We start from the raw sequence: 20,311 nt of genomic DNA, 5'->3' as shown, positions 1-20,311 counted from the left end.
TCGGTCACGCCTGCGGGACTCTCTCGACCCAGTCGGGGTACTTCGCGGCGCGGCCGTCTCCGGAAGAGGTGCGCGTGACGCGCCGCCTGACCCAGGGGCCGACGAACTCGCGATAGTAGGCGAGGCCGGCCGGTCCGCCGGCGGTGAGAGAGGTCGGCGACCACCACGTCGACGGCGGCTCGAACCCCAGGCCTTGCAGCACACGCGCGGCGACGCGGTGATGACCCGCTGAGCTCATGTGCAGGCGATCGGCAGACCAGTACTTCGCGTCTGCGAGCTCGCGATCGGGCCAGTTCAATGCCCGCACGACGTCGTCGCGACCCTCGACCCTGCGCAGCACGGCATCGGAGAGCAGGTCTCCGCGACGTTGCACGAGTGACCCCATCGGAAGCTGGCCGCTCGGATTCGCCCCGGAGAGAAGGATCAGCGTGACGCCCTCTTCGTCGCACCGGCGCAGAACGCGACTGAAAGCGTCGGCGATGTGCTCGAGGTCGGTCCTCGGCCGGAGCATGTCGTTGCCGCCGCCGTTGAACGAGAGATGTGTCGGACGCAGCGCGAGCGCGGGCTCCAGCTGCTGCTCGACGATCGGCCAGGCCAGCTTGCCGCGGATCGCGAGGTTGGCGTAGCTGATCGGGTGACCGGCGGCATCGGCCCAACCCTGAGCCACGAGATCCGCCCATCCTCGTTCGCGGCCGTCGGGTAGAACATCACCCACTCCCTCGGTGAAGGAATCTCCGATGGCCACATAGCGAACGTCAGTCACCTCGCCAGCCTATTCCCGCGCACGGACACTCAGGCAATCAGCGGTCGTCGAGCGCCATCCCGCCGCGATCGACCAGGCCCCACGCCGCCGCCGCCGCGACGACGAAGCACGCGCCGAACACCGCGAACAGCACCGGTGCGCCCCCGGCGACGAGCACGACCGGCACGACCAGCGGGGCGATGATCGACGCGATGCGGCCCACTCCCGCAGCCCAGCCCGCCCCTGTCCCCCGCAGCGATGTCGGGTAGATCTCCGGAGTGACGGCGTACAGGGCACCCCAGGCGCCGAGATTGAAGAACGAGAGGGCCATGCCGGAGGCGATGATGGCGGCCTCGGTCGTCGACGTTCCGAAGAAGACAGCCGACACAGCGGATCCGACGAGGAAGACCGAGAGCGTGGTGCGCCTGCCCCACACCTCGATCAGCCACGCGGCGACCGCATAGCCCGGGAGCTGAGCGAGGGTGATGATGAGCGTGAATCCGAAAGATCGAACGAGATCGAACCCCGCATCGACCAGGATGCTGGGGATCCAGATGAATGCGCCGTAGTACGCGAAGTTCACGCAGAGCCAGACGATCCAGAGGCAGATGGTGCGTACGCGGAACTCCGCGTTCCACAGCGTGGTCAATCGCGCGCGCGTGGTGACGGCGATCGCTCGCGACACCGGCTCTCGCCTGATCGCCGGCCCCGGTTCGACCCCCGCGTCCGCCTCGAAGGTCGCGACGATCCGGTCGGCCTCGGCGATGCGCCCGCGCGAGGCGAGCCACCGCGGCGACTCCGGGAGCCCCCACCGGACGATCAGCGCATAGACGGCGGGGATCGCGCCGAGTGCGAAGGCCCAGCGCCACCCTTCGTCGGATGCGGGGATCACGAAGAAGCCGATCAGCGCGGCCGCCGTCCATCCCAGCGCCCAGAACGCCTCGAGGATGACGATGAGCCTGCCTCGGATGCGGGCGGGCGCGAACTCGCTCACATAGGTGGAAGCCACGGGAAGCTCGGCACCGAGGCCAAGCCCTACGAGGAACCGCAGCACGAGGAGCGCGGCGAGACCGCTCACGAGTGCGCTTGCTCCCGTTGCCACGCCGTAGATCAGCAACGTCAGTGCGAAGACTTGGCGTCGCCCGAGCCTGTCGGCGAGAAGGCCGCCGAGGGTGGCGCCGATCGCCATGCCGATGAAGCCGACGGATGCGATCCATCCGGCATCCGTCTTCGTCAGTCCCCACTGCTGAGTGAGAGCCGCGAGGATGAACGAGATGAGTCCGACGTCCATCGCGTCCAGAGCCCAACCGACCCCTGAGCCGGTGAGAAGACGCAGGTGACGGCGCGTGAACGGGAGCTCATCGAGGCGCCCGGCGATCGACGCCCGGCTCGGCAGCGCGGTGTTGGCCATTCCTTCATCGTAGATGGGCGCACCGCGCTGCTGAGCTGTGCGTCAGTCGCGATCGGCCAGCAGCCGGCGCACCCGAGGAATGACCTCGGAACCGTAGAGCTCGATGCTGCGCATCATCGAGTCGTGCGAGAGCGTGCCGGTGGCGTACTTCATGTCGAAGCGGCCGAGCCCGAGCGTCGTGACGGTGTCGGCGATCTTGGCGGCGACCCGGTCGGGCGAACCGACGTAGAGGGCTCCCGCAGGGCCCACGTCGTTCTGGAAGCGTGCCCGGCTGTACGGAGGCCATCCACGCTCGCGACCGATGGTGTTGTTCATCGCCTCGAACCCGGAGTACGCGGCCTCCCATGCCTCCTCATCGGTGTCGGCGATGTGGCCCGGGGAGTGAACGGCGATCGGGTGCGAGGTGGTGCCGAAGGACGCCACCGAACGGTGGTACAGATCGACGAACTGGCGGAAGCGACCGGCCGGACCTCCGATGATCGCGAGCATGAGGCCGAGCCCGTGACGCGCCACACGCACCACGGACTCCGGGCTGCCGCCCACCCCTACCCAGGTGCGCAGACCGTTCTCGGTCTTCGGGAAGACGTTCGCGTTCTCGAGCGATGCGCGCATCGATCCGGACCACGTCACCGGCTGCTCTATGAGAAGCTCGACGAAGAGCTCCAGCTTCTGCTCGAAGAGGGCGTCGTAGTCGCGGAGGTCATAGCCGAAGAGCGGGAAGGACTCGATGAACGAGCCCCGGCCGAGCACGACCTCGGCTCGTCCGTTCGAGAGGGCGTCAAGGGTGGAGAAGCGTTCGAAGACGCGCACCGGGTCGTCGGAGGACAACACGGTGACGGCGGTGCCGAGGCGGATGCTCTTGGTGCGACCCGCGATGGTGGCGAGCACCATCTCCGGCGCCGACACGGCGAACTCCGTGCGGTGGTGCTCCCCCACGCCGAAGAAGTCGACGCCGACGCTGTCGGCTCGCTCCGCCTGCTGGACGATGTTGCGGATCGTCTGCGCGCCCGTGAGAAGCTCGCCGTCGTCGCCTCTCGTGATGTCGCCGAAGGTGTCCAGCCCGAACTCGATGCTCATGTCAGCCCTTTCTATTCAGCTGAATGAACAGCGGATGCTGCCGCCGCATTCCCTCAGCGCGTCAGAAGGGCGGTTCGGAGCGTGTCGAGTCCGACGCCGCCCATGTCGAGAGCCCGCTTGTGGAACTCCTTCACGTCGAAGTCCGCGCCCCGCTCAGCCTGATAGGCGTCGCGCACCTGCTCCCAGATGCGCTGGCCCACCTTGTAGGAGGGCGCCTGGCCTGGCCAGCCGAGATAGCGGTTGACCTCGAACTGCACGAACTGGTCGGACATGTTCACGTTCTTGCGCATGAAGTCCAACGCGTAGTCGGCGTCCCAGGTGCCTTCGCCATCGAGGCGCGGCTTGCCCAGGTGCACGCCGATGTCGAGCACGACGCGGGCTGCACGCATGCGCTGGCCGTCGAGCATGCCCAAACGGTCGGCCGGGTCGTCGAGGTAGCCCAGCTGCTGCATCAGACGCTCGGCATACAGTGCCCAGCCCTCTGCATGGCCGGAGGTGCCGGCCAGCAGACGCCGCCACGAGTTGAGCTCGGTGCGGTTGTAGACGGCCTGCGCGATCTGCAGGTGATGGCCGGGAACACCCTCGTGGTAGACGGTCGTCAGTTCGCGCCAGGTGTCGAACTCGGTGACGCCCTCAGGAACCGACCACCACATGCGCCCTGGACGCGAGAAGTCGTCGGTCGGACCGGTGTAGTAGATACCGCCCTCTTGGGTGGGGGCGATCATGCACTCGAGGGTGCGAATCGCCTCCGGGATGTCGAAGTGCGTCGCGCCGAGCTCGGCGACCGCGCGGTCGCTCGTCTCCTGCATCCAGCGCTGCAGAGCCTCGGTGCCCACGAGCTTGCGAGCCGGGTCGGCCTCGAGGTGGGCGACGGCCTCTTCGACCGACGCACCGGGGAGGATCTCGTTCGCGATCGCGGTCTGCTCGGCGACCATGCGGGCGAGTTCTTCACGGCCCCATTCATAGGTCTCATCGAGGTCGATCGTCGCTCCGAGGAAGCGACGGGAGTTCAGCGCATAGAGCTCGCGGCCCACCGCGTCGGTCTCGGTCGCCGCGGGCGCCAGCTCTTCCGCGAGGAAGCTGCGCAGCTCGTCGTATGCGACCCGCGCTGCGGCGGAGTTGTCGGCCAGGGTGCGTGCGAGGGACGCGGGGAGATTGCCCTCGTGGGGGGCCGCCTCGGCCACGAACGCGGCGAAGAATCCGTCGTCCGCGGTGTAACGGTCGATCTGTGTCGCGACCTCCACCACCTGACGGCGAGCGGGGGTGACTCCGGCGGCGATGCCGGCGCGGAGGGTCTCGGTGTAGCCCCGAAGCGCACCGGGCACTGCAGCGAGACGCGTCGCAATGACGCTCCAGTCGTCGGCTGTGGCCGTCGGCATCAGGTCGAAAGCCGACCGCACGTCCTGGGGTGCCGAAGCGATGACGTTCAGGTCGCGGAGGTGCCAGCCGGCGTCATGGAGCTCGAGGTCGAGGCTGAGCTCAGCGGCCAGATCGGTCTTCGTGACCTGATCGATCGCATCGACCGGTTCGAGGGCCTCCAGCTTCGCGAGTGTCGAACGGGTCGCTGACGCGATCTGCTCGTGCCCTTCGGGGCTCAGGTCGCCGAAACGGTCGTTGACCTCGTCTCGACCGATGTAGGTGCCGAGCGTCGGAGCGAGCACAGCGATGGTGTCGACCCACTCATCGGCGACTCTGTCGATGGCAGACGGTGTGCGAGGGGAAGAGGTCATCCCTCCAGCGTAGCCCTGCACCCCCGGCGCAGGATATTGGCATGCCCATCGCTGGGTTCTTACCCGTCACGATAGCCCGGTGATGCTCAGTGAGCTGCCTCGTTCCAGTCGTGTCCGCGTCCGACCTGAACGTCGAGAGGCACGGTGAGGTCCGCCGCATCGCCCATCCGCGCTCGAACGATCCGTTCGGTCGCATCCCACTCCCCCGGTGCCACTTCGACGACGAGCTCGTCGTGGATCTGCAGCAGTGCGCGCGAGGTGAGACCTTCTGACCTGAGGTCCTCGTGGATGTGCAGGAGCGCGATCTTCATGATGTCGGCGGCGCTTCCCTGAATCGGCGCGTTGAGCGCTGCGCGCTCGGCGTTCTCGCGCAGCACCCGGTTCGGGCTCGCGAGGTCGGGGAACGGTCGGCGCCGTCCGAAGATCGTCTCGGTGTACCCGACCTCCTTGGCCTTCATGACGGATGCCCGGAGGTAGTCGCGCACCGCACCGAACCGAGCGAAGTACTCGACCATCAGCTGCTTCGCCTCAGACTGCTCGATGCGGAGCTGCTTCGACAGCCCGAATGCCGAGAGGCCGTAGACGAGCCCGTACGACATCGCCTTCACCTTCGTGCGCATCGCGGAGGTCACATCGCTCGGCTCGACGCCGAAGACACGCGCACCGACGAACCGGTGCAGATCCTCGCCGCTGTTGAACGCCTCGATGAGGCCTTCGTCGCCCGAGAGGTGGGCCATGATCCGCATCTCGATCTGGGAGTAGTCGGCGGTGAGGAGTGCCTCGTAGCCCTCTCCCACCTGGAAGGCGCTGCGGATGCGTCGGGATTCTTCGGTGCGCACCGGGATGTTCTGGAGGTTCGGGTCGGTGCTCGACAGGCGTCCGGTCTGGCTGCCGGTCTGCACGTACGTCGTGTGCACGCGGTGATCCGGCTGGATGGCCGTGTCGAGCGACTCGATGATCTGGCGCAGCTTCGTCGCCTCACGATGCTGCAGCAGCAGACCGAGGAACGGATGCGGGTGAGACTCCTGCAGGTCGGCGAGCACGGCGGCATCCGTGGAGTACCCGGTCTTGGTCTTGCGGGTCTTGGGGAGCTGCAGGTCGTCGAACAGCACCTCCTGCAGCTGCTTCGGAGAGCCGAGGTTGAACTCGCGACCGACGATGCCGAACGCGTTCTGAGCGAGAGCCTCGGCGCGAGTCGCCAGCTCGCCCGAGAACGTCGACATTACGTCGTGCGACACCGCGACTCCCGCGACCTCCATGTCGGCCAGGGTCAGCAGCGTCGGAAGCTCGATGTCGGTGAGCACGGTGGCGACGGACTCGGGGATGTCCTCGCGCAGTGCGGTGGCGACACGGAGCGTGAACCAGGCCTCCTGCGACGGAGTGGCGCCTTCGGTCTCAGGAACGAGCTGCGTCGGGTCTGCCTCAGGCAGCTTCTCACCGAGATAGCGCTCTACGAGGTCGCCGAGGGTCTTGTCGGGGAAGCTCGGACGCAGCAGCCATCCGGCCAGACTCGTGTCGTAGGCCAAGCCGCTGAACCGCACACCCAGTCGCAGCAGGGCCTTCACCTGGGGCTTCGCGTCGTGGAGCACCTTGGGCCTCGCGGACTCGAGCCATGGACGCAGGACATCGACGACGTCGTGGTTCCAGTCGAGTTCACGGAGCTCGCCCGCAGCCGCGGCCCCGAGCCTTGTCGGAGCACCGCCCTGCACGACGATCCGCACGGCGATGTCGTCGGGCTGCGACTCGGCCCAGCTGACGAACTCTGCCGCGGTGACCTGGGTGGGCTCAGGCAGCACCACAGCCGTCGCCGGGTCGTCGGCGACCTCCCCCGCGCCGACGGCCTCGAAGACGCGTGGCAGCAGAGTGCGGAACTCGAGACGGGCGAAGATGTCGCGCACGGCCTGGGCATCGATCGGCGCGACGGCGAGGTCGTCAGGCGCGACGGGAAGTTCGACGTCGGTCAGCAGTCGGTTGAGCCGGCGGTTGCGTCGCACGTCTTCGATGTGCTCGCGCAGGTTGCCGCCCACGACGCCCTTGATCTCGTCTGAGCGCTCGAGCAGATCGTCGAGCGAGCCGAATTGGGTCAGCCACTTGACTGCCGTCTTCTCGCCCACCTTGGGCACCCCGGGAAGGTTGTCGCTCGTCTCGCCGACGAGAGCAGCGATGTCGGGGTACTGCTCGGGTCGCACGCCGTAGCGCTCCTGCACGGTCACCGGGTCGTACCGCTTGAGCTGCGAGACGCCCTGAACCGACGGGTACAGCAGCGTGACGTCGTCGGTGACCAGCTGGATGGTGTCACGGTCGCCGGAGACCACGAGAACGTCGTAGCCCTGCTCGGCGCCCTGCGCCGCGAGGGTCGCGAGGATGTCATCGGCCTCGACCCCCTCTTTCGTGAGCACCGGGATCGACATCGCGGCCAGGCAGTCCTGCAGCAGCGGGATCTGCCCGCGGAACTCCTGCGGCGACTCGGAGCGTGTCGCTTTGTATTCGGGGTACACGTCGGTGCGGAACGAATGGCGAGAGGTGTCGAATGCGATCGCCATGTGCGTCGGCTGCTCGGCCTTGATGAGGTTCACCAGCATCGACAGGAAGCCGTAGATGGCGTTCGTGTGCTGGTTGTCTTTGGTCGTGAAGTTCTCGACCGGCAGGGCGAAGAAGGCACGATAGGCGAGCGAATGGCCGTCGACGACCATGAGGGTAGGCTTTGCGGAGTCCGTCACCCTGTCAGCCTAACGAGGACGACAGACACCCGCTGAGGAGGAACCATGAGCGACACCGCGACCAGTGCAGGACTCGACTGGGCGACAGCCCGGGGAATGGGTGCGCTCGCTCAGAAGATGGGCATGGAGTTCCTCGAGTTCACCACCGAGCGCTGCGTCGCGACGCTTCCCGTCGAGGGCAACACGCAGCCCGTCGGCCTCATGCACGGCGGCGCCTATGTCGTGCTCGGTGAGTCGCTGGGATCCATGGCCGCCAACCTGCACGCGGGTCCAGGGCGACTGGCCGTGGGGGTCGACATCAACGCGACGCACACGCGATCGGCGACGTCCGGCGTGGTGACCGGCGTGTGCACGCCCGTGCACCTCGGGCGCAGCATCACGGTGCACGAGATCGTCGTCTCCGACGATCAGGGCCGCCGGTGCTCGACGATCCGGATCACCAACATGATCAAGGACGCTCCCGAGGCTCGCTGAGAGGTTCTTCCAGCAGCAGCTGGAACAGCAGGTGGTCCTGCCACTCCCCCGCGATGCGCAGGTACTGCGGTGCGATGCCGATGCGCTCGAAGCCGTTGTCCGCGAGAACACGCTGTGAGCCGGAGTTGTGCAGCAGTGTCGCTGCCTGCAGGCGGTGCAGTCGCACTTCGTCGCGCGCGTACGCGGCGACGAGGCGCACCCCGCGGGATGCGAGACCGCGACGGAGACGAGTCTTGTCGATCCAGTAACCCAGATCGGCGTTCCAGAACGCACCGCGCACGATGTTGTTGAGGTTGATCCGTCCGCGGATCTCGCCGTCGGACGACTCGATCACGAAGCGGATGTTCCGGCCTGCAGAGGCTTCGATGACGCACTGCTCGGCGTGGAACTCCTGCCACTCCGGGGTGAAGAACTCCGGCGCCCTGAGCGGCTCCCACGGTGCGAGATGCTCTCGGTTCGCCGAATACGCTCTCGCCAGTGCAGCGCCGTCACCGATCTGAACAGGACGCAGCAGGTGCTCCGCGTCGAGCGGCAGCAAAGACTACTTCTTCGGAGCGAGCTGCTCGATGATCGCCTTGGCGACGTCCTGCATCGTGAGACGGCGGTCCATCGATGCCTTCTGGATCCAGCGGAACGCCTCCGGCTCGGAGAGGCCCATCTTCTCGTTCAGCAGGCCCTTGGCACGATCGACGAGCTTGCGGGTCTCGAAGCGCTCGACCATATCGGCGACCTCGGCCTCGAGCGTGATGATCTGCTCGTGACGGGCGAGGGCGATCTCGATGGCGGGCAGCAGGTCGTTCGGAGTGAAGGGCTTGACGACGTAGGCCAGCGCTCCGGCCTCGCTCGCGCGCTCGACGAGCTCCTTCTGGCTGAACGCCGTGAGAAGGACGACGGGTGCGATGTTGCCCTTGTGCAGCTTCTCGGCTGCGCTGATGCCATCGAGCTGCGGCATCTTGACGTCCATGATGACGAGGTCGGGGCGGAGCTCGGTCGCGAGTGCCACGGCCGTCTCGCCGTCACCTGCCTCACCGACGACATCGAAGCCGTTGTCGCGGAGGATCTCGACGATGTCGAGACGGATCAGCGACTCGTCCTCGGCGACGACGACGCGTCGGGGTGCGGATGACGTGGGCTGTTCTGCTGCCTGCTCTTGCTCGGTCACAGACCCATCCTAGTGGAGACCACCTCTGAGGTCCCCCGATGGTGTGACGGGTGCGGGTCAGTGCGGATCGCCTGCGCTAAAGTCGAAGACGCGACACACGAGCCGGCGTGGCGGAATGGCAGACGCGGAGCACTCAAAATGCTCTGTCCGAAAGGGCGTGTGGGTTCGAGTCCCACCGCCGGCACATCAGTTCAGATGCTGATCCATACCCGACCGTCGATCAACAGATATCGATCGAGGGCGGGGCTCATCGCCTCGAGGATCATCCGCTCAGCGACCGCAGGATGGTCGGCGGTGACGACGTCCCGCGGAACCACGGCGCGGATGATCGCGTCGAGGTTCTCATCCGTTGCATCGACGTGAAGTCCGCCGACCAGCACCGGTTCATATGTCTGGCCGTCGTGCACCCGGCCGCCGTCGGGGCCGAGAATGGTGTCGCATGTGCGGGTCTGAGCAAGATACGTGGGGACGCAGGCGATGGCATCGTAGGTGCGGAAGCGACGCCTGAGACGGAATCGGACGCCGATGCTTCCCGATTTCCTCGTGAGCGGCGGCGTGTCGTCGAGCTCCGGGTGCCCGATGAGGGCAGGCCGCTGAGCTGCGGATGGCGCTCCGACCAGCGGGCGGGAGCGCTCGGGTCGCTCGGCCACGGCGGGTTCGATGGTCAGGTCATCCATGGGTGGGGTGCGGGCCTGCCGCCGTGCGGGCGGGCTGCGCCTGACCAGAGTACAGGTCTGCGGCTGAGAACCTGCGGGGCCGTGGAAGGAACAGTGAGGCCTGAGCGCCGACCGGTCGCTCAGCGCTCGGACAGCGCGGCGACCTCTGCGAGGACCCGGGGATTCGCGAGAACCCGGAAGTGCCCGCCGGAGTCGAGACGCACGTTCTTCATCGCGCCGCTGAGCTCGCTGCCCTCGGGGATGTGCGGGTCGAACTCTGCGTAGATCGACACGATCCGCTCGTTGACATCGAGCTGGCGCGCGAGCTGCATGATCGAAGGATCCGAGGGCGAGAACGCCCGGAGAGAGCGGACCGGCAACATGCGCGCATAGCTGGAGCCGCCGAAGGGCGTGGCGACCGCCACCATGGCGCGCACCCGGAAGCCGGAGGGGCCGGCCATCGCCATCTTGCCCGCGAGACCGCCCTTGCTGTGCGCGACGATGAGCGCATCGGTGAGCTGCGCCGTCTCGAGGAAGTCGGTCATGAGCTGGGCTGATTCGACGACCGGCCTGCGATTGTGCCTGAGCGAATCGAGGACATGCACGGGGTGGCCCCGGGCGTGCAGCGCCGTGATGAGCGGCTGCATGAACCGCCAGGTCTCGTACACGCCGGGAAGGATCACGATCGGTGCCTCAGAGCCGCTCGCGAACGATGCGGCGTCGCGTCGGTCGAAGGCAGCGCGCAGTTGCCAGTACACGGCATAGGTGTAGTCGGCGATCCACCAGACGGCTCGTCTCAGCGTGCGGATGGCGCCCACCCCTCGATCGCTTCTGCGACTGCCTGCGGGGCGGAGAAATGCACGTTGTGGACCTGCCCGGGGATCTCGACGAGCACTCCGTCGCGTGCCGCGGCGCTGAGCGCGTGGCCCCACTCCGATCCGGCGACCGGGTCGTCGCCTCCGCGGATGACGAGCACCGGCATCTGCAGTGCCCGAACCCCCGACGCCGTCGAGTATTCGACCATCCGCCGTGCCTGCTTCAGATACCGGCGGATGCCGCACCGCAGGTAGTCGACCAGGACGACGGCGTTCGCGGCCGGGGACTCCCCCAGCGTGTCGACCACCAGAGCCCGTGCCTGCGCACCGAGAGTGCGGTGACGCTCATCGACGACCGGGCCGATCATCACGACGCCCTCGACAGGCTCTGTGCGCGCACGCGCAGCTTCGAGCACCCATTGGGCTCCCATCGAATGCCCGACGTAGACGACGCGTTCAGGGCCCAGCACCGCGACGAGCTCTGCCAGCAGGCGTCCCATGTCTGCGACCTCGAGATCGCGCTCTGGCTGCGGCAATCCCGCGAAACCGGGGAGGTCGATCGAGATCACCCGTGCCGACTCCGGCAGGGCCTCGTGCAGAGGAGCGAAATAGCGATGCGACATGCCGACGCCGTGGATCAGCACGTACGTGACGGCATCCGATGCCTTCGTCTCGGTGCTTTCGTGAAGGCGGAAGGCCTGGCCCGCCACGACGATGCGCCGAGAGAGAAGAGTCATCCGCTCACCGTAGGTGCGGCGCGAACTCCTGCGCCAGCCGCTTGACATGGTCCCGCGGAACCTTGCCGAACGCACGACGAAGGGGCGGAACAATCGTTCCGCCCCTTCCTGTGCGACCTGGATCAGATCGTCGCTTCCTTGTAGATCGGAGCGGCGCCGTTCACGGCGTCCCCGACCTTGTGGACGCGGATGTCGTTGGTCGAGCCGACGATTCCGGGAGGGGACCCGGAGATCACGACGACCTTGTCACCCTCGACGGCGAGACCGCTGCCGAGCAGATAGTCGTCGACCTGCAGATACATCAGGTCGGTGTGCTGCACCATGTCGACGAGCTTCGAGCGGATGCCCCATGTGAGGGCCATGCGCCGACGGATGCTCGGCTCGGGGGTGAACGCGATCATCGGGATGCGCGAGCGCAGACGCGAGAGGCGGCGGGCCGAGTCACCCGACTGCGTGAACACGCAGAGGTACTTGGCGTCGACGAACTCCGCGACCTCGAGGGCGGCGAGGGTGATCGCACCACCCTGGGTGCGCGGCTTGGTCGTCAGCGGGGCGATGCGCTCCAGACCGTGCTCCTCGGTGGACTCGATGATGCGAGCCATCGTCTCGACGACGACCACGGGGTAGTCGCCCACGCTGGTCTCGCCCGAGAGCATCACGGCGTCTGCACCGTCGAGCACGGCGTTCGCGACGTCGGAGGTCTCTGCGCGCGTGGGCACGGGGCTGTTGATCATCGACTCGAGCATCTGCGTCGCGACGATGACCGGCTTCGCCATGCGGCGCGCCAGTTCGACCGCGCGCTTCTGGACGATCGGAACGGCCTCGAGCGGAAGCTCGACGCCGAGGTCACCACGGGCGACCATGATCGCGTCGAAGGCGTCGACGATCTCTTCGAGCGCGTCGACGGCCTGCGGCTTCTCGACCTTGGCGATGACGGGGACCTTGACGCCCTCTTCGGCCATGATCTCGTGCACGCGGCTGATGTCCTCCGCATTGCGGACGAACGACAGTGCGATGAGGTCGGCGCCGATGCGAAGGCCCCAGCGGAGGTCGTCTTCGTCCTTCTCGCTCAGAGCGGGGACGTTGACGGCGACACCGGGAAGGTTGATGCCCTTGTTGTTCGACACGGCTCCCGCGACGATGACGCGGGTCGTGACGGTCACGCCGTCGGTCTCGACGACCTCGACGCGGACCTTGCCGTCGTCGATGAGGAGGAAGTCTCCCGGCTTGACGTCGTTGGGCAGGCCCTTGAAGGTCGTTCCGCAGATGTCCTTGTTGCCGATGATGTCTTCGGTCGTGATCTTGAAGATGTCGCCGGCGGCGAGCTCGTAGGGGCCGTTCTCGAACTTGCCGAGGCGGATCTTCGGTCCCTGCAGGTCGACGAGGATGGCGACGGCGCGGCCTGCGTCATCGGCAGCCTTGCGGACGTTGGCGTAGTTGTTCTCGTGCACGGAGTAGTCACCGTGGCTGAGGTTCAGGCGCGCGACGTCCACGCCGGCGTCGATCAGTGCACGCACGGTGTCATAGGTGGAGGTGGCGGGGCCCAGGGTGGCGACGATTTTCGCGCGTCTCAACAGATTGCTCCAGGGTAGTGGGGGATGGAAATCAGGCGACGGTGCCGCGGCTCAGCCTACGCGGGCTGGAGGCCGATAGCGACTTCATGCGGCCGCACCGGCTCGGGCAGAACGGTGGTGCCCATGAGGAACCGATCGACGTTGGCTGCGGCCGCACGGCCCTCGGCGATCGCCCACACGATGAGCGACTGCCCGCGGCCGGCATCGCCGGCGACGAACACACCGGGGACGGTCGACTCGTAGCTGTCGTCACGTCGGAAGGCGCCACGGTCGGTGACCTGCGGAAGCGTGTCCTCGGTGTAGCCGTCCTGCTCCGGGCCGGTGAAGCCCATCGCGATCAGCACGAGGTCTGCGGGGATCACGCGCTCGGTGCCGCTCTTGGGCACGCGACGGCCGTCGATGTACTCGGTCTCGGCGACGCGCAGAGCACGAACCTCGCCGACGTCGTTCGACAGGAACTCGACAGTCGAGGCGAGGAAGACGCGCTCACCGCCCTCTTCGTGAGCAGAAGAGATCTCGAAGAGCGTCGGCATCATCGGCCAGGGCTGGTGTCCCGGCCGCTCGGTGCCAGGCTGCTTGCCGATCGCGAGGTTGGTGACGCTGATCGCGCCCTGACGGTGCGCGGTGCCGATGCAGTCCGCACCGGTGTCGCCGCCGCCGATCACGATGACGTGCTTGCCCTCGGCGCTGATCTGCTCGGGGACCTTGTCTCCGGCGACCGCATGGTTGGACTCGACGAGGTACTCCATCGCGAAGTGCACTCCGTCGAGGTCGCGACCCGGGATCGACAGGTCGCGGGGAATCGTGGATCCGGTGGCGATCACGACGGCGTCGTAACGGGCGCGGAGGTCGGACCACGAGATGTCCTTGCCGATCTCCACTCCGGCACGGAACCTCGTGCCCTCTTCTTGCATCTGGCGAAGGCGCGACTCGAGCTGCCCCTTCTCCATCTTGAAGTCGGGGATGCCGTAGCGCAGCAGACCGCCGATGCGGTCGTCTCGCTCGAAGACCGCGACGGTGTGACCCGCACGGGTGAGCTGCTGCGCGGCCGCGAGCCCTGCAGGGCCGGAGCCCACGACGGCGACCGTCTTGCCGGTCAGACGAGCGGGAGGCTGCGGTTCGACCCAGCCCTTGGCGAAGGCCTCGTCGATGATCGAGACCTCGATCTGCTTGATCGTGACCGCAGGCTGATTGATGCCGAGCACGCACGAGCTCTCGCACGGGGCAGGGCACAGACGACCGGTGAACTCAGGGAAGTTGTTGGTCGCGTGCAGGCGATCGATCGCCGCACGCCCTTCTCCGCGCCAGGTCAGGTCGTTCCATTCGGGGATCAGGTTGCCCAGCGGGCAGCCCTGATGGCAGAACGGCACGCCGCAGTCCATGCAGCGCCCGGCCTGACGCTTCAGGACCGCCTGGTCACCGGCCTCATAGACCTCTTTCCAGTCCATGATGCGCACGGGCACAGGGCGACGCTTCGGAAGTTCACGCTCGGTGACCTTCAGAAAACCTTTGGGATCAGCCACCGGTCACCTCCAGGATGCGGTTCCAGACGATGTCGCCGTCGGGGTCGATGCCCTCGGCGACTGCTTCTTCGCGCATGCTGCGCACTGCGGCGTAGTCCCGCGGAAGCACCTTCGTGAACTGGCCGGCGGTCTCATCGAACCGCGCCAGGATGTCGGAGCCGAGCGGCGAGGCCGTCCGCTCCACGTGTGCGACGATCAGGCTGCGCAGCACTTCGAGGTCGGCACGGTCGAGCGGCTCGAGCCGGAGCTCGCCGCTGCCGAGCGACTGGGCGTTGATCTTGCCGCTGTCGAGCGAGTGGATGTAGGCCACTCCCCCCGACATGCCCGCGCCGAGGTTGCGCCCCGTCGAGCCGAGGATCACTGCGACTCCCCCGGTCATGTACTCGAGCGCATGGTCTCCCACGCCCTCGACGACCGCCGTGGCACCGGAGTTGCGGACGAGGAATCGCTCGCCCACGACGCCGGAGAGGAACATCGTTCCCGACGTCGCTCCGTATCCGATCACGTTGCCGGCGATCACGTTCTCGTGCGGCGCGATGGCAGAGCCCCGAGCCGGACGGATCGAGATGTCGCCACCGGAGAGGCCCTTGCCGACGTAGTCGTTCGCATCGCCTTCGAGGCGCAGCACGATGCCGGAGGGAAGGAATGCTCCCAGCGACTGACCGGCCGTGCCGTGCAGCGTGACGTCGATCGTGCCGCTGGGAAGCCCCGCGGCACCGTGGCGCGACGTGACCTGGTGGCCCAGCATCGTGCCGACCGCACGCTCGGTGTTCGCGATGGGCAGCTCGACCACGACCGGCTCTCCGTTGAGGAGAGCGGGCTTCGCGATGTCGATGAGCTGCACATCGAAGTGCTTCTCGAGCTCGTGATCCTGCGTGCGGCGGCTGCGACGCGGCTCGCTCGCGGGGAACGCGGGGCCCTCGAGCACGGGGCTCAGGTCGAGACCCTCTGCCTTCCAGTGCTGCAGGGCCGCGTTCGCCTCGATGAGCTCGGCGCGTCCGACGATCTCGTCGATCGAGCGGAAGCCCAGCTCTGCGAGGATCTCACGGACCTCTTCGGCGATGAACTCCATGAAGTTCACGACGAACTCCGGCTTGCCGGTGAAGCGCTCGCGCAGCACCGGGTTCTGCGTCGCGACGCCCACAGGGCACGTGTCGAGGTGGCAGACCCGCATCATGATGCACCCGCTGACGACCAGCGGTGCAGTGGCAAAACCGAACTCCTCGGCGCCGAGCAGAGCACCGATGATGACATCGCGTCCGGTCTTCAGCTGTCCGTCGACCTGCACGACCACGCGGTCGCGCATGCCGTTCAGCATGAGCGTCTGCTGCGTCTCGGCGAGACCGAGTTCCCAGGGCGTCCCCGCGTGCTTGAGGGAGTTCATCGGGCTCGCGCCCGTGCCGCCGTCATGGCCCGACACCAGGATGACGTCGCTGAGCGCCTTGGCGACACCCGCAGACACCGCGCCGATACCCGACTGGCTGACCAGCTTGGTGTGGATGCGCGCCTCGGGGTTCGCGCGCTTCAGGTCGAAGATGAGCTGCTTCAGGTCTTCGATCGAGTAGATGTCGTGATGCGGCGGCGGCGAGATGAGGCCGACACCAGGCGTGCCGCCGCGCGTGCGGGCGACCCAGGGGTAGACCTTCTGCGGAGGCAGCTGACCACCCTCGCCGGGCTTGGCGCCCTGGGCGAGCTTGATCTGGATGTCGTCGGCCTCAGTGAGGTACAGGCTCGTGACACCGAAGCGTCCTGAGGCGACCTGCTTGATCGCGCTGCGACGTTCGGGGTCGAGCAGACGGTCGGTGTCCTCGCCGCCCTCACCGGTGTTCGACTTGCCGCCGAGCCGGTTCATGGCGATCGCAAGGGTCTCGTGAGCCTCTTTGGAGATCGATCCGTAGCTCATCGCGCCCGTCGAGAAGCGCTTCACGATCGCCGATACCGGTTCGACCTCGTCGAGCGGCACGGGCTTGCGGGTGCCGGTGCGCAGCGTGAACATCCCGCGGAGCGTCTTCAGCTCCGCCGCCTGGTCGTCGACCATCTTCGTGTACTCGCGGAAGATGTCGTAGCGGCGCTCGCGCGTGGCGTGCTGCAGCTTGAACACCGTCTCGGGGTTGAAGAGGTGCGGCGAGCCGTCGCGGCGCCACTGGTACTCGCCACCGGTCCAGAGCCGCTCGTGCGCACGAGCTGCTTCGTCCTCGGGGTACGCGTAGTCGTGACGAGCCTGGTTCTCGATGAAGATCTCTTGGATGCCGATCCCGCCGAGCTTCGACTCGGTGCGCGTGAAGTACTTGTCGATGAACTCCTCGCTCAGACCGACGGCCTCGAAGACCTGAGCGCCGGCATACGACGAGACGGTCGAGATGCCCATCTTCGACATGATCTTCAGGACGCCCTTGCCGAGCGCGTAGATCAGGTTGCGGACGGCCTTCTCGGGGCTGATGCCCGTGATGTAGCCGGTGCGCACCAGATGCTCGACGGTCTCCATCGCGAGGTACGGGTTGACCGCCGAGGCGCCGTATCCGATCAGGGTCGCGACGTGATGCACCTCGCGCACATCTCCGGCCTCGACGATCAGACCCACCTTCATGCGGTTCTCGCGGCGGATCAGGTGGTGGTGCACGGCCGACACCATGAGCAGCGAGGGGATCGGGGTCAGATCCTTGTTCGAGTCACGGTCAGACAGGATGATGAACTCGGCGCCGCTCTCGATGGCCGCGTCGACCTCGTCGCACATCTCGGTGAGACGCTTCTCGAGCGTGTTCGAACCGGCGTCGAAGTGGTACAGCCCGCGGATGGTGACGCTCGAGCGATCGGGAAGCGCCTTGTCGATGTGGCGGATCTTCGCGAGCTCGTCGTTGTCGATGACCGGGAAGTCGAGCGACACCGTGCGCGTGTGGTCAGGGCCCCAGGTGAGCAGGTTGCTCTCGGGACCGAGACCCAGCTTCAGGCTCGTGACGACCTCTTCACGGATCGAGTCGAGCGGCGGGTTGGTGACCTGCGCGAACTGCTGCGTGAAGTAGTCGAAGAGCAGACGCGGGCGCTTGCTCAGCACGGCGATCGGCGTGTCGGATCCCATGGCGCCGAGCGGCTCGACACCGGTCTGCCCCATCGGGGTCAGCAGCAGACGCACCTCTTCTTCGGTGTAGCCGAAGGTGCGCTGACGTCGGGTGATCGACGCCGGCGGGTGCACGATGTGCTCACGCTCCGGCAGGTCGGCGAGACGCACGGACCCGGCATCCAGCCACTCCTGCCACGGGTGCATGGTCGCGAGGTCGTGCTTGATCTCCTCGTCCTCGATGATGCGCTGCTGCGAGGTGTCGACGAGGAACATCTTGCCCGGCTGCAGGCGTCCACGGCGCTTGATCCGCTCGGGCTCGAATGTGAGCACGCCGGTCTCCGAGCCGATGACGATGAGGCCGTCGGTCGTCTCGGTCCAGCGTCCTGGGCGCAGGCCGTTGCGGTCGAGGGTCGCTCCGACCACGGTGCCGTCGGTGAAGATGAGGGCGGCCGGACCGTCCCACGGCTCCATCTGGTTCGAGTGGTACTCGTAGAACGAGCGCAACTCGGGCGAGATGTCGGACTGCTTCTCGTAGGCCTCCGGCACCATCATCATGATGGCGTGGGGCAGGCTGCGACCAGTGAGGGTGAGCAGCTCGAGCACCTCGTCGAACGACGCGGAGTCGCTGGCGCCGTCGGTGCAGATCGGCAGCAGAGGCGCGACGTCGCCGAGCAGTTCGGACTCGAGCTGGGACTGACGTGCCCGCATCCAGTTGCGGTTGCCCCCGACCGTGTTGATCTCGCCGTTGTGCGCGAGCATGCGCAGCGGCTGCGCCAGCGGCCACGAGGGGAAGGTGTTGGTGGAATAGCGGGAGTGCACGACGGCGAGCTCCGACATGAAGCGCTCGTCCTGCAGGTCGGGGTAGAACGGCTCGAGCTGCAGCGTCGTGACCATGCCCTTGTACCCGAGGGTGCGGGCGGACAGCGAGACGAAGTAGGCGCCGAGCTCGTGTCCGGCGCGCTTGCGCAGGCGGTACGCGACGCGGTCGAGTGCGATGCCGGTGAGCGGCGCGTCGGAGTGCGTCGCTCCCCCTGCGCTCACGAACAGCTGTTCGAAGGCGGGGCGAGCCTCATCGGCGAGCTTGCCCAGGTTGTCGTTGACCGTCGGCACCTCGCGCCATCCGAGCACGCGCAGGCCCTCGGAGCGGGCGATCTTCTCGATGCCGGCCTTCTGCTGACGGCGCTCGCTCGAATCACGAGGGAGGAATGCCAGACCCGCGGCATACTCGCCGACCGGGGGCAGTTCGAAATCGGTGACCGCGCGCAGGAACACGTCGGGCATCTGCGTCAGGATGCCCGCGCCGTCTCCGGTGCCGGCATCCGAGCCGATCGCACCGCGGTGCTCGAGGTTGCGCAGCGCTTCGAGCGCCAGCGCGATGATGTCGTGGCCCGCTTCACCACGAAGCGTCGCGACCATGGCGAGGCCGCAGGCGTCCTTCTCGAACGCCGGGTTGTACATGCCCTGCTTCGGGGGGTAAGCGCCGGAAGCGCCGTAGGGAGGCTGAAAATACACCAGTACCGTCCTCAGATCTGCAGCTGACCCGGGGACGTCATTGGCCGGGTGGATGTGATGGGGTCCGCACGGACCGGTCGGCTATCGAGCGCCTTCGGTGTCCGTGGGAGCGGTGCTTGTGGCGCTGGCTCCTGCGGCGACTTCTTCGGACGGAGGCTCACTCACGTCCACGAAATCGGAGGGATTGTTCTGCGATTCTACATCAGCGTCCAGGTCGGTCCGGCCGCGGCCGGGCTGGTACGGCGAGGGCTCGAGTCCGGGGTGACGTCGCGACTGCACGATGAGGATCGCGAGGCCCACGACGATGCCGATGATCGCTGCCCAGACGTTGCTGCGCAGGCCCAGGAAGATCTCGCTCGGATCGATGCGGATCGACTCCCAGACCACGCGGCCGGCGCTGTACCAGATGAGGTAGATCGCGAAGAGCTTTCCCCACTGGAACGCGGTCGCCTTGCGGCTCAGCCAGAGCAGCACGATGACGCCGAGGCCGTTCCAGATCACCTCGTAGAGGAAGGTCGGGTGGAAGAGCGTGCCCTCGGGGAGCCCAGGGGGGAACGCGGAGTTGTCAGCGGGGATCTCGAGACCCCACGGCAGGTCGGTCGGCAGACCGTAGAGCTCCTTGTTGAACCAGTTGCCGAAGCGTCCCATGGCCTGCGCGAGCAGGAGACCGGGCGCCAGCGCGTCGGCGAAGGTCCAGAAGCGGATGCCGGTCCAGCGGCAGCCGAGGTACGCACCGATGGCGCCACCGATGAGGGCGCCGAAGATGGCGATGCCCCCCTCCCAGATCGCCCAGACGGAGCCGGGCTCGAACGGGTTCCAGGTGTTCTTGCCCTCGCCGAAGTAGAAGTTCGGGTGGGTGAGCACGTGGAAGATGCGCGCGCCGATGATCGCCAGTGGAACGGCGAGGATCGAGATGTCGATCACGACCCACGGCTCTGCACCGCGCCTCGTGAGGCGGTGGTTCGTCAGCAGCACCGCGGCGATGATGCCGGCGATGATGCAGAGCGCGTAGAAGTGGATCCGTAGCGGGCCGAGGTCGATGTAGGAGACCGGGGGGCTCGGGATGCTGGCGAGCACGCCGCTGAAGGTGCTGTGAAGCGCGAGGGACATGAGTGCGATT

At 67.1% G+C, this 20,311-nt stretch carries 15 protein-coding genes and 1 tRNA gene; 2 read left to right on the top strand and 14 right to left on the bottom strand.

The genetic code is table 11. The features are described 5' to 3' along the window. Positions 1-4: 4 nt before the first annotated feature. From RQG82_RS00890 to polA, 5 genes are all read right to left on the bottom strand, one after another. The gene (locus tag RQG82_RS00890) at positions 5-763 is read right to left on the bottom strand and encodes an SGNH/GDSL hydrolase family protein (RefSeq protein ID WP_311257256.1); all 759 of its coding nucleotides are present in this window, start codon (positions 761-763) and stop codon (positions 5-7) included. Between the two features lie 37 nt (positions 764-800). After that, positions 801-2,153, bottom strand: coding sequence for an MFS transporter (locus RQG82_RS00885; RefSeq protein WP_311257255.1), 1,353 nt, complete (start codon positions 2,151-2,153; stop codon positions 801-803). Positions 2,154-2,195: 42 nt separating this feature from the next. Next, entirely contained in the window at positions 2,196-3,230 is a 1,035-nt protein-coding gene (locus RQG82_RS00880; RefSeq protein WP_311257254.1) for an LLM class flavin-dependent oxidoreductase, read from the bottom strand. 53 nt (positions 3,231-3,283) lie between these two features. Beyond that, positions 3,284-4,960: a DUF885 domain-containing protein gene (locus RQG82_RS00875; RefSeq protein WP_311257253.1), complete on the bottom strand. Its 1,677-nt coding sequence runs from the start codon at positions 4,958-4,960 to the stop codon at positions 3,284-3,286. Positions 4,961-5,046: 86 nt separating this feature from the next. Then, positions 5,047-7,680 (bottom strand): DNA polymerase I, encoded by a 2,634-nt coding sequence (gene polA, locus RQG82_RS00870; RefSeq protein WP_311257252.1) that lies wholly within the window; start codon positions 7,678-7,680, stop codon positions 5,047-5,049. Positions 7,681-7,725: 45 nt separating this feature from the next. On the opposite strand from polA, the gene RQG82_RS00865 reads away from it, so the two are divergent. Then, positions 7,726-8,154: a hotdog fold thioesterase gene (locus RQG82_RS00865; RefSeq protein ID WP_079112796.1), complete on the top strand. Its 429-nt coding sequence runs from the start codon at positions 7,726-7,728 to the stop codon at positions 8,152-8,154. Here the strand turns inward: RQG82_RS00865 and RQG82_RS00860 are convergent. Together RQG82_RS00860 and RQG82_RS00855 are read right to left on the bottom strand one after the other, a co-directional pair. After that, positions 8,129-8,692, bottom strand: a complete 564-nt coding sequence (locus RQG82_RS00860) for a GNAT family protein (RefSeq protein WP_311257251.1) — start codon at positions 8,690-8,692, stop codon at positions 8,129-8,131. The two genes, RQG82_RS00865 and RQG82_RS00860, sit on opposite strands and share 26 nt — an antisense overlap. 3 nt (positions 8,693-8,695) lie before the next feature. After that, positions 8,696-9,316, bottom strand: coding sequence for an ANTAR domain-containing response regulator (locus tag RQG82_RS00855; RefSeq protein WP_042536652.1), 621 nt, complete (start codon positions 9,314-9,316; stop codon positions 8,696-8,698). 101 nt (positions 9,317-9,417) lie between these two features. Here RQG82_RS00855 and RQG82_RS00850 point away from each other — a divergent pair. Next, a tRNA-Leu gene (locus RQG82_RS00850) sits at positions 9,418-9,500 on the top strand. Between the two features lie 7 nt (positions 9,501-9,507). Here the strand turns inward: RQG82_RS00850 and RQG82_RS00845 are convergent. From RQG82_RS00845 to lgt, 7 genes are all read right to left on the bottom strand, one after another. Further along, positions 9,508-9,993 (bottom strand): hypothetical protein, encoded by a 486-nt coding sequence (locus RQG82_RS00845; protein WP_311257250.1) that lies wholly within the window; start codon positions 9,991-9,993, stop codon positions 9,508-9,510. Positions 9,994-10,112: 119 nt separating this feature from the next. Next, on the bottom strand, positions 10,113-10,790 hold the full coding sequence (locus tag RQG82_RS00840) for an alpha/beta hydrolase (protein WP_311257249.1): 678 nt from the start codon (positions 10,788-10,790) through the stop codon (positions 10,113-10,115). Then, positions 10,769-11,524 carry an alpha/beta hydrolase gene (locus tag RQG82_RS00835; protein WP_311257248.1) on the bottom strand — a complete coding sequence of 252 codons (756 nt, stop codon included), beginning with the start codon at positions 11,522-11,524 and terminating at the stop codon, positions 10,769-10,771. Before RQG82_RS00835 ends, RQG82_RS00840 begins: the two co-directional genes overlap by 22 nt. Before the next feature lie 122 nt (positions 11,525-11,646). Next, positions 11,647-13,098 carry a pyruvate kinase gene (gene pyk / locus RQG82_RS00830; RefSeq protein ID WP_311257247.1) on the bottom strand — a complete coding sequence of 484 codons (1,452 nt, stop codon included), beginning with the start codon at positions 13,096-13,098 and terminating at the stop codon, positions 11,647-11,649. Positions 13,099-13,154: 56 nt separating this feature from the next. Continuing rightward, positions 13,155-14,621, bottom strand: coding sequence for a glutamate synthase subunit beta (locus RQG82_RS00825; protein ID WP_311257246.1), 1,467 nt, complete (start codon positions 14,619-14,621; stop codon positions 13,155-13,157). Further along, positions 14,614-19,137 (bottom strand): glutamate synthase large subunit, encoded by a 4,524-nt coding sequence (gene gltB / locus RQG82_RS00820; RefSeq protein WP_311257792.1) that lies wholly within the window; start codon positions 19,135-19,137, stop codon positions 14,614-14,616. Before gltB ends, RQG82_RS00825 begins: the two co-directional genes overlap by 8 nt. A 135-nt stretch (positions 19,138-19,272) precedes the next feature. After that, the gene (gene lgt, locus RQG82_RS00815; RefSeq protein ID WP_311257245.1) at positions 19,273-20,301 is read right to left on the bottom strand and encodes a prolipoprotein diacylglyceryl transferase; all 1,029 of its coding nucleotides are present in this window, start codon (positions 20,299-20,301) and stop codon (positions 19,273-19,275) included. Between the last annotated feature and the right edge of the window lie 10 nt (positions 20,302-20,311).

It is taken from the genome of Microbacterium sp. WCS2018Hpa-9 (assembly GCF_031843745.1).
Classification (GTDB): domain Bacteria; phylum Actinomycetota; class Actinomycetes; order Actinomycetales; family Microbacteriaceae; genus Microbacterium.
This window is presented reverse-complemented; position numbering and strand designations above follow the sequence as displayed.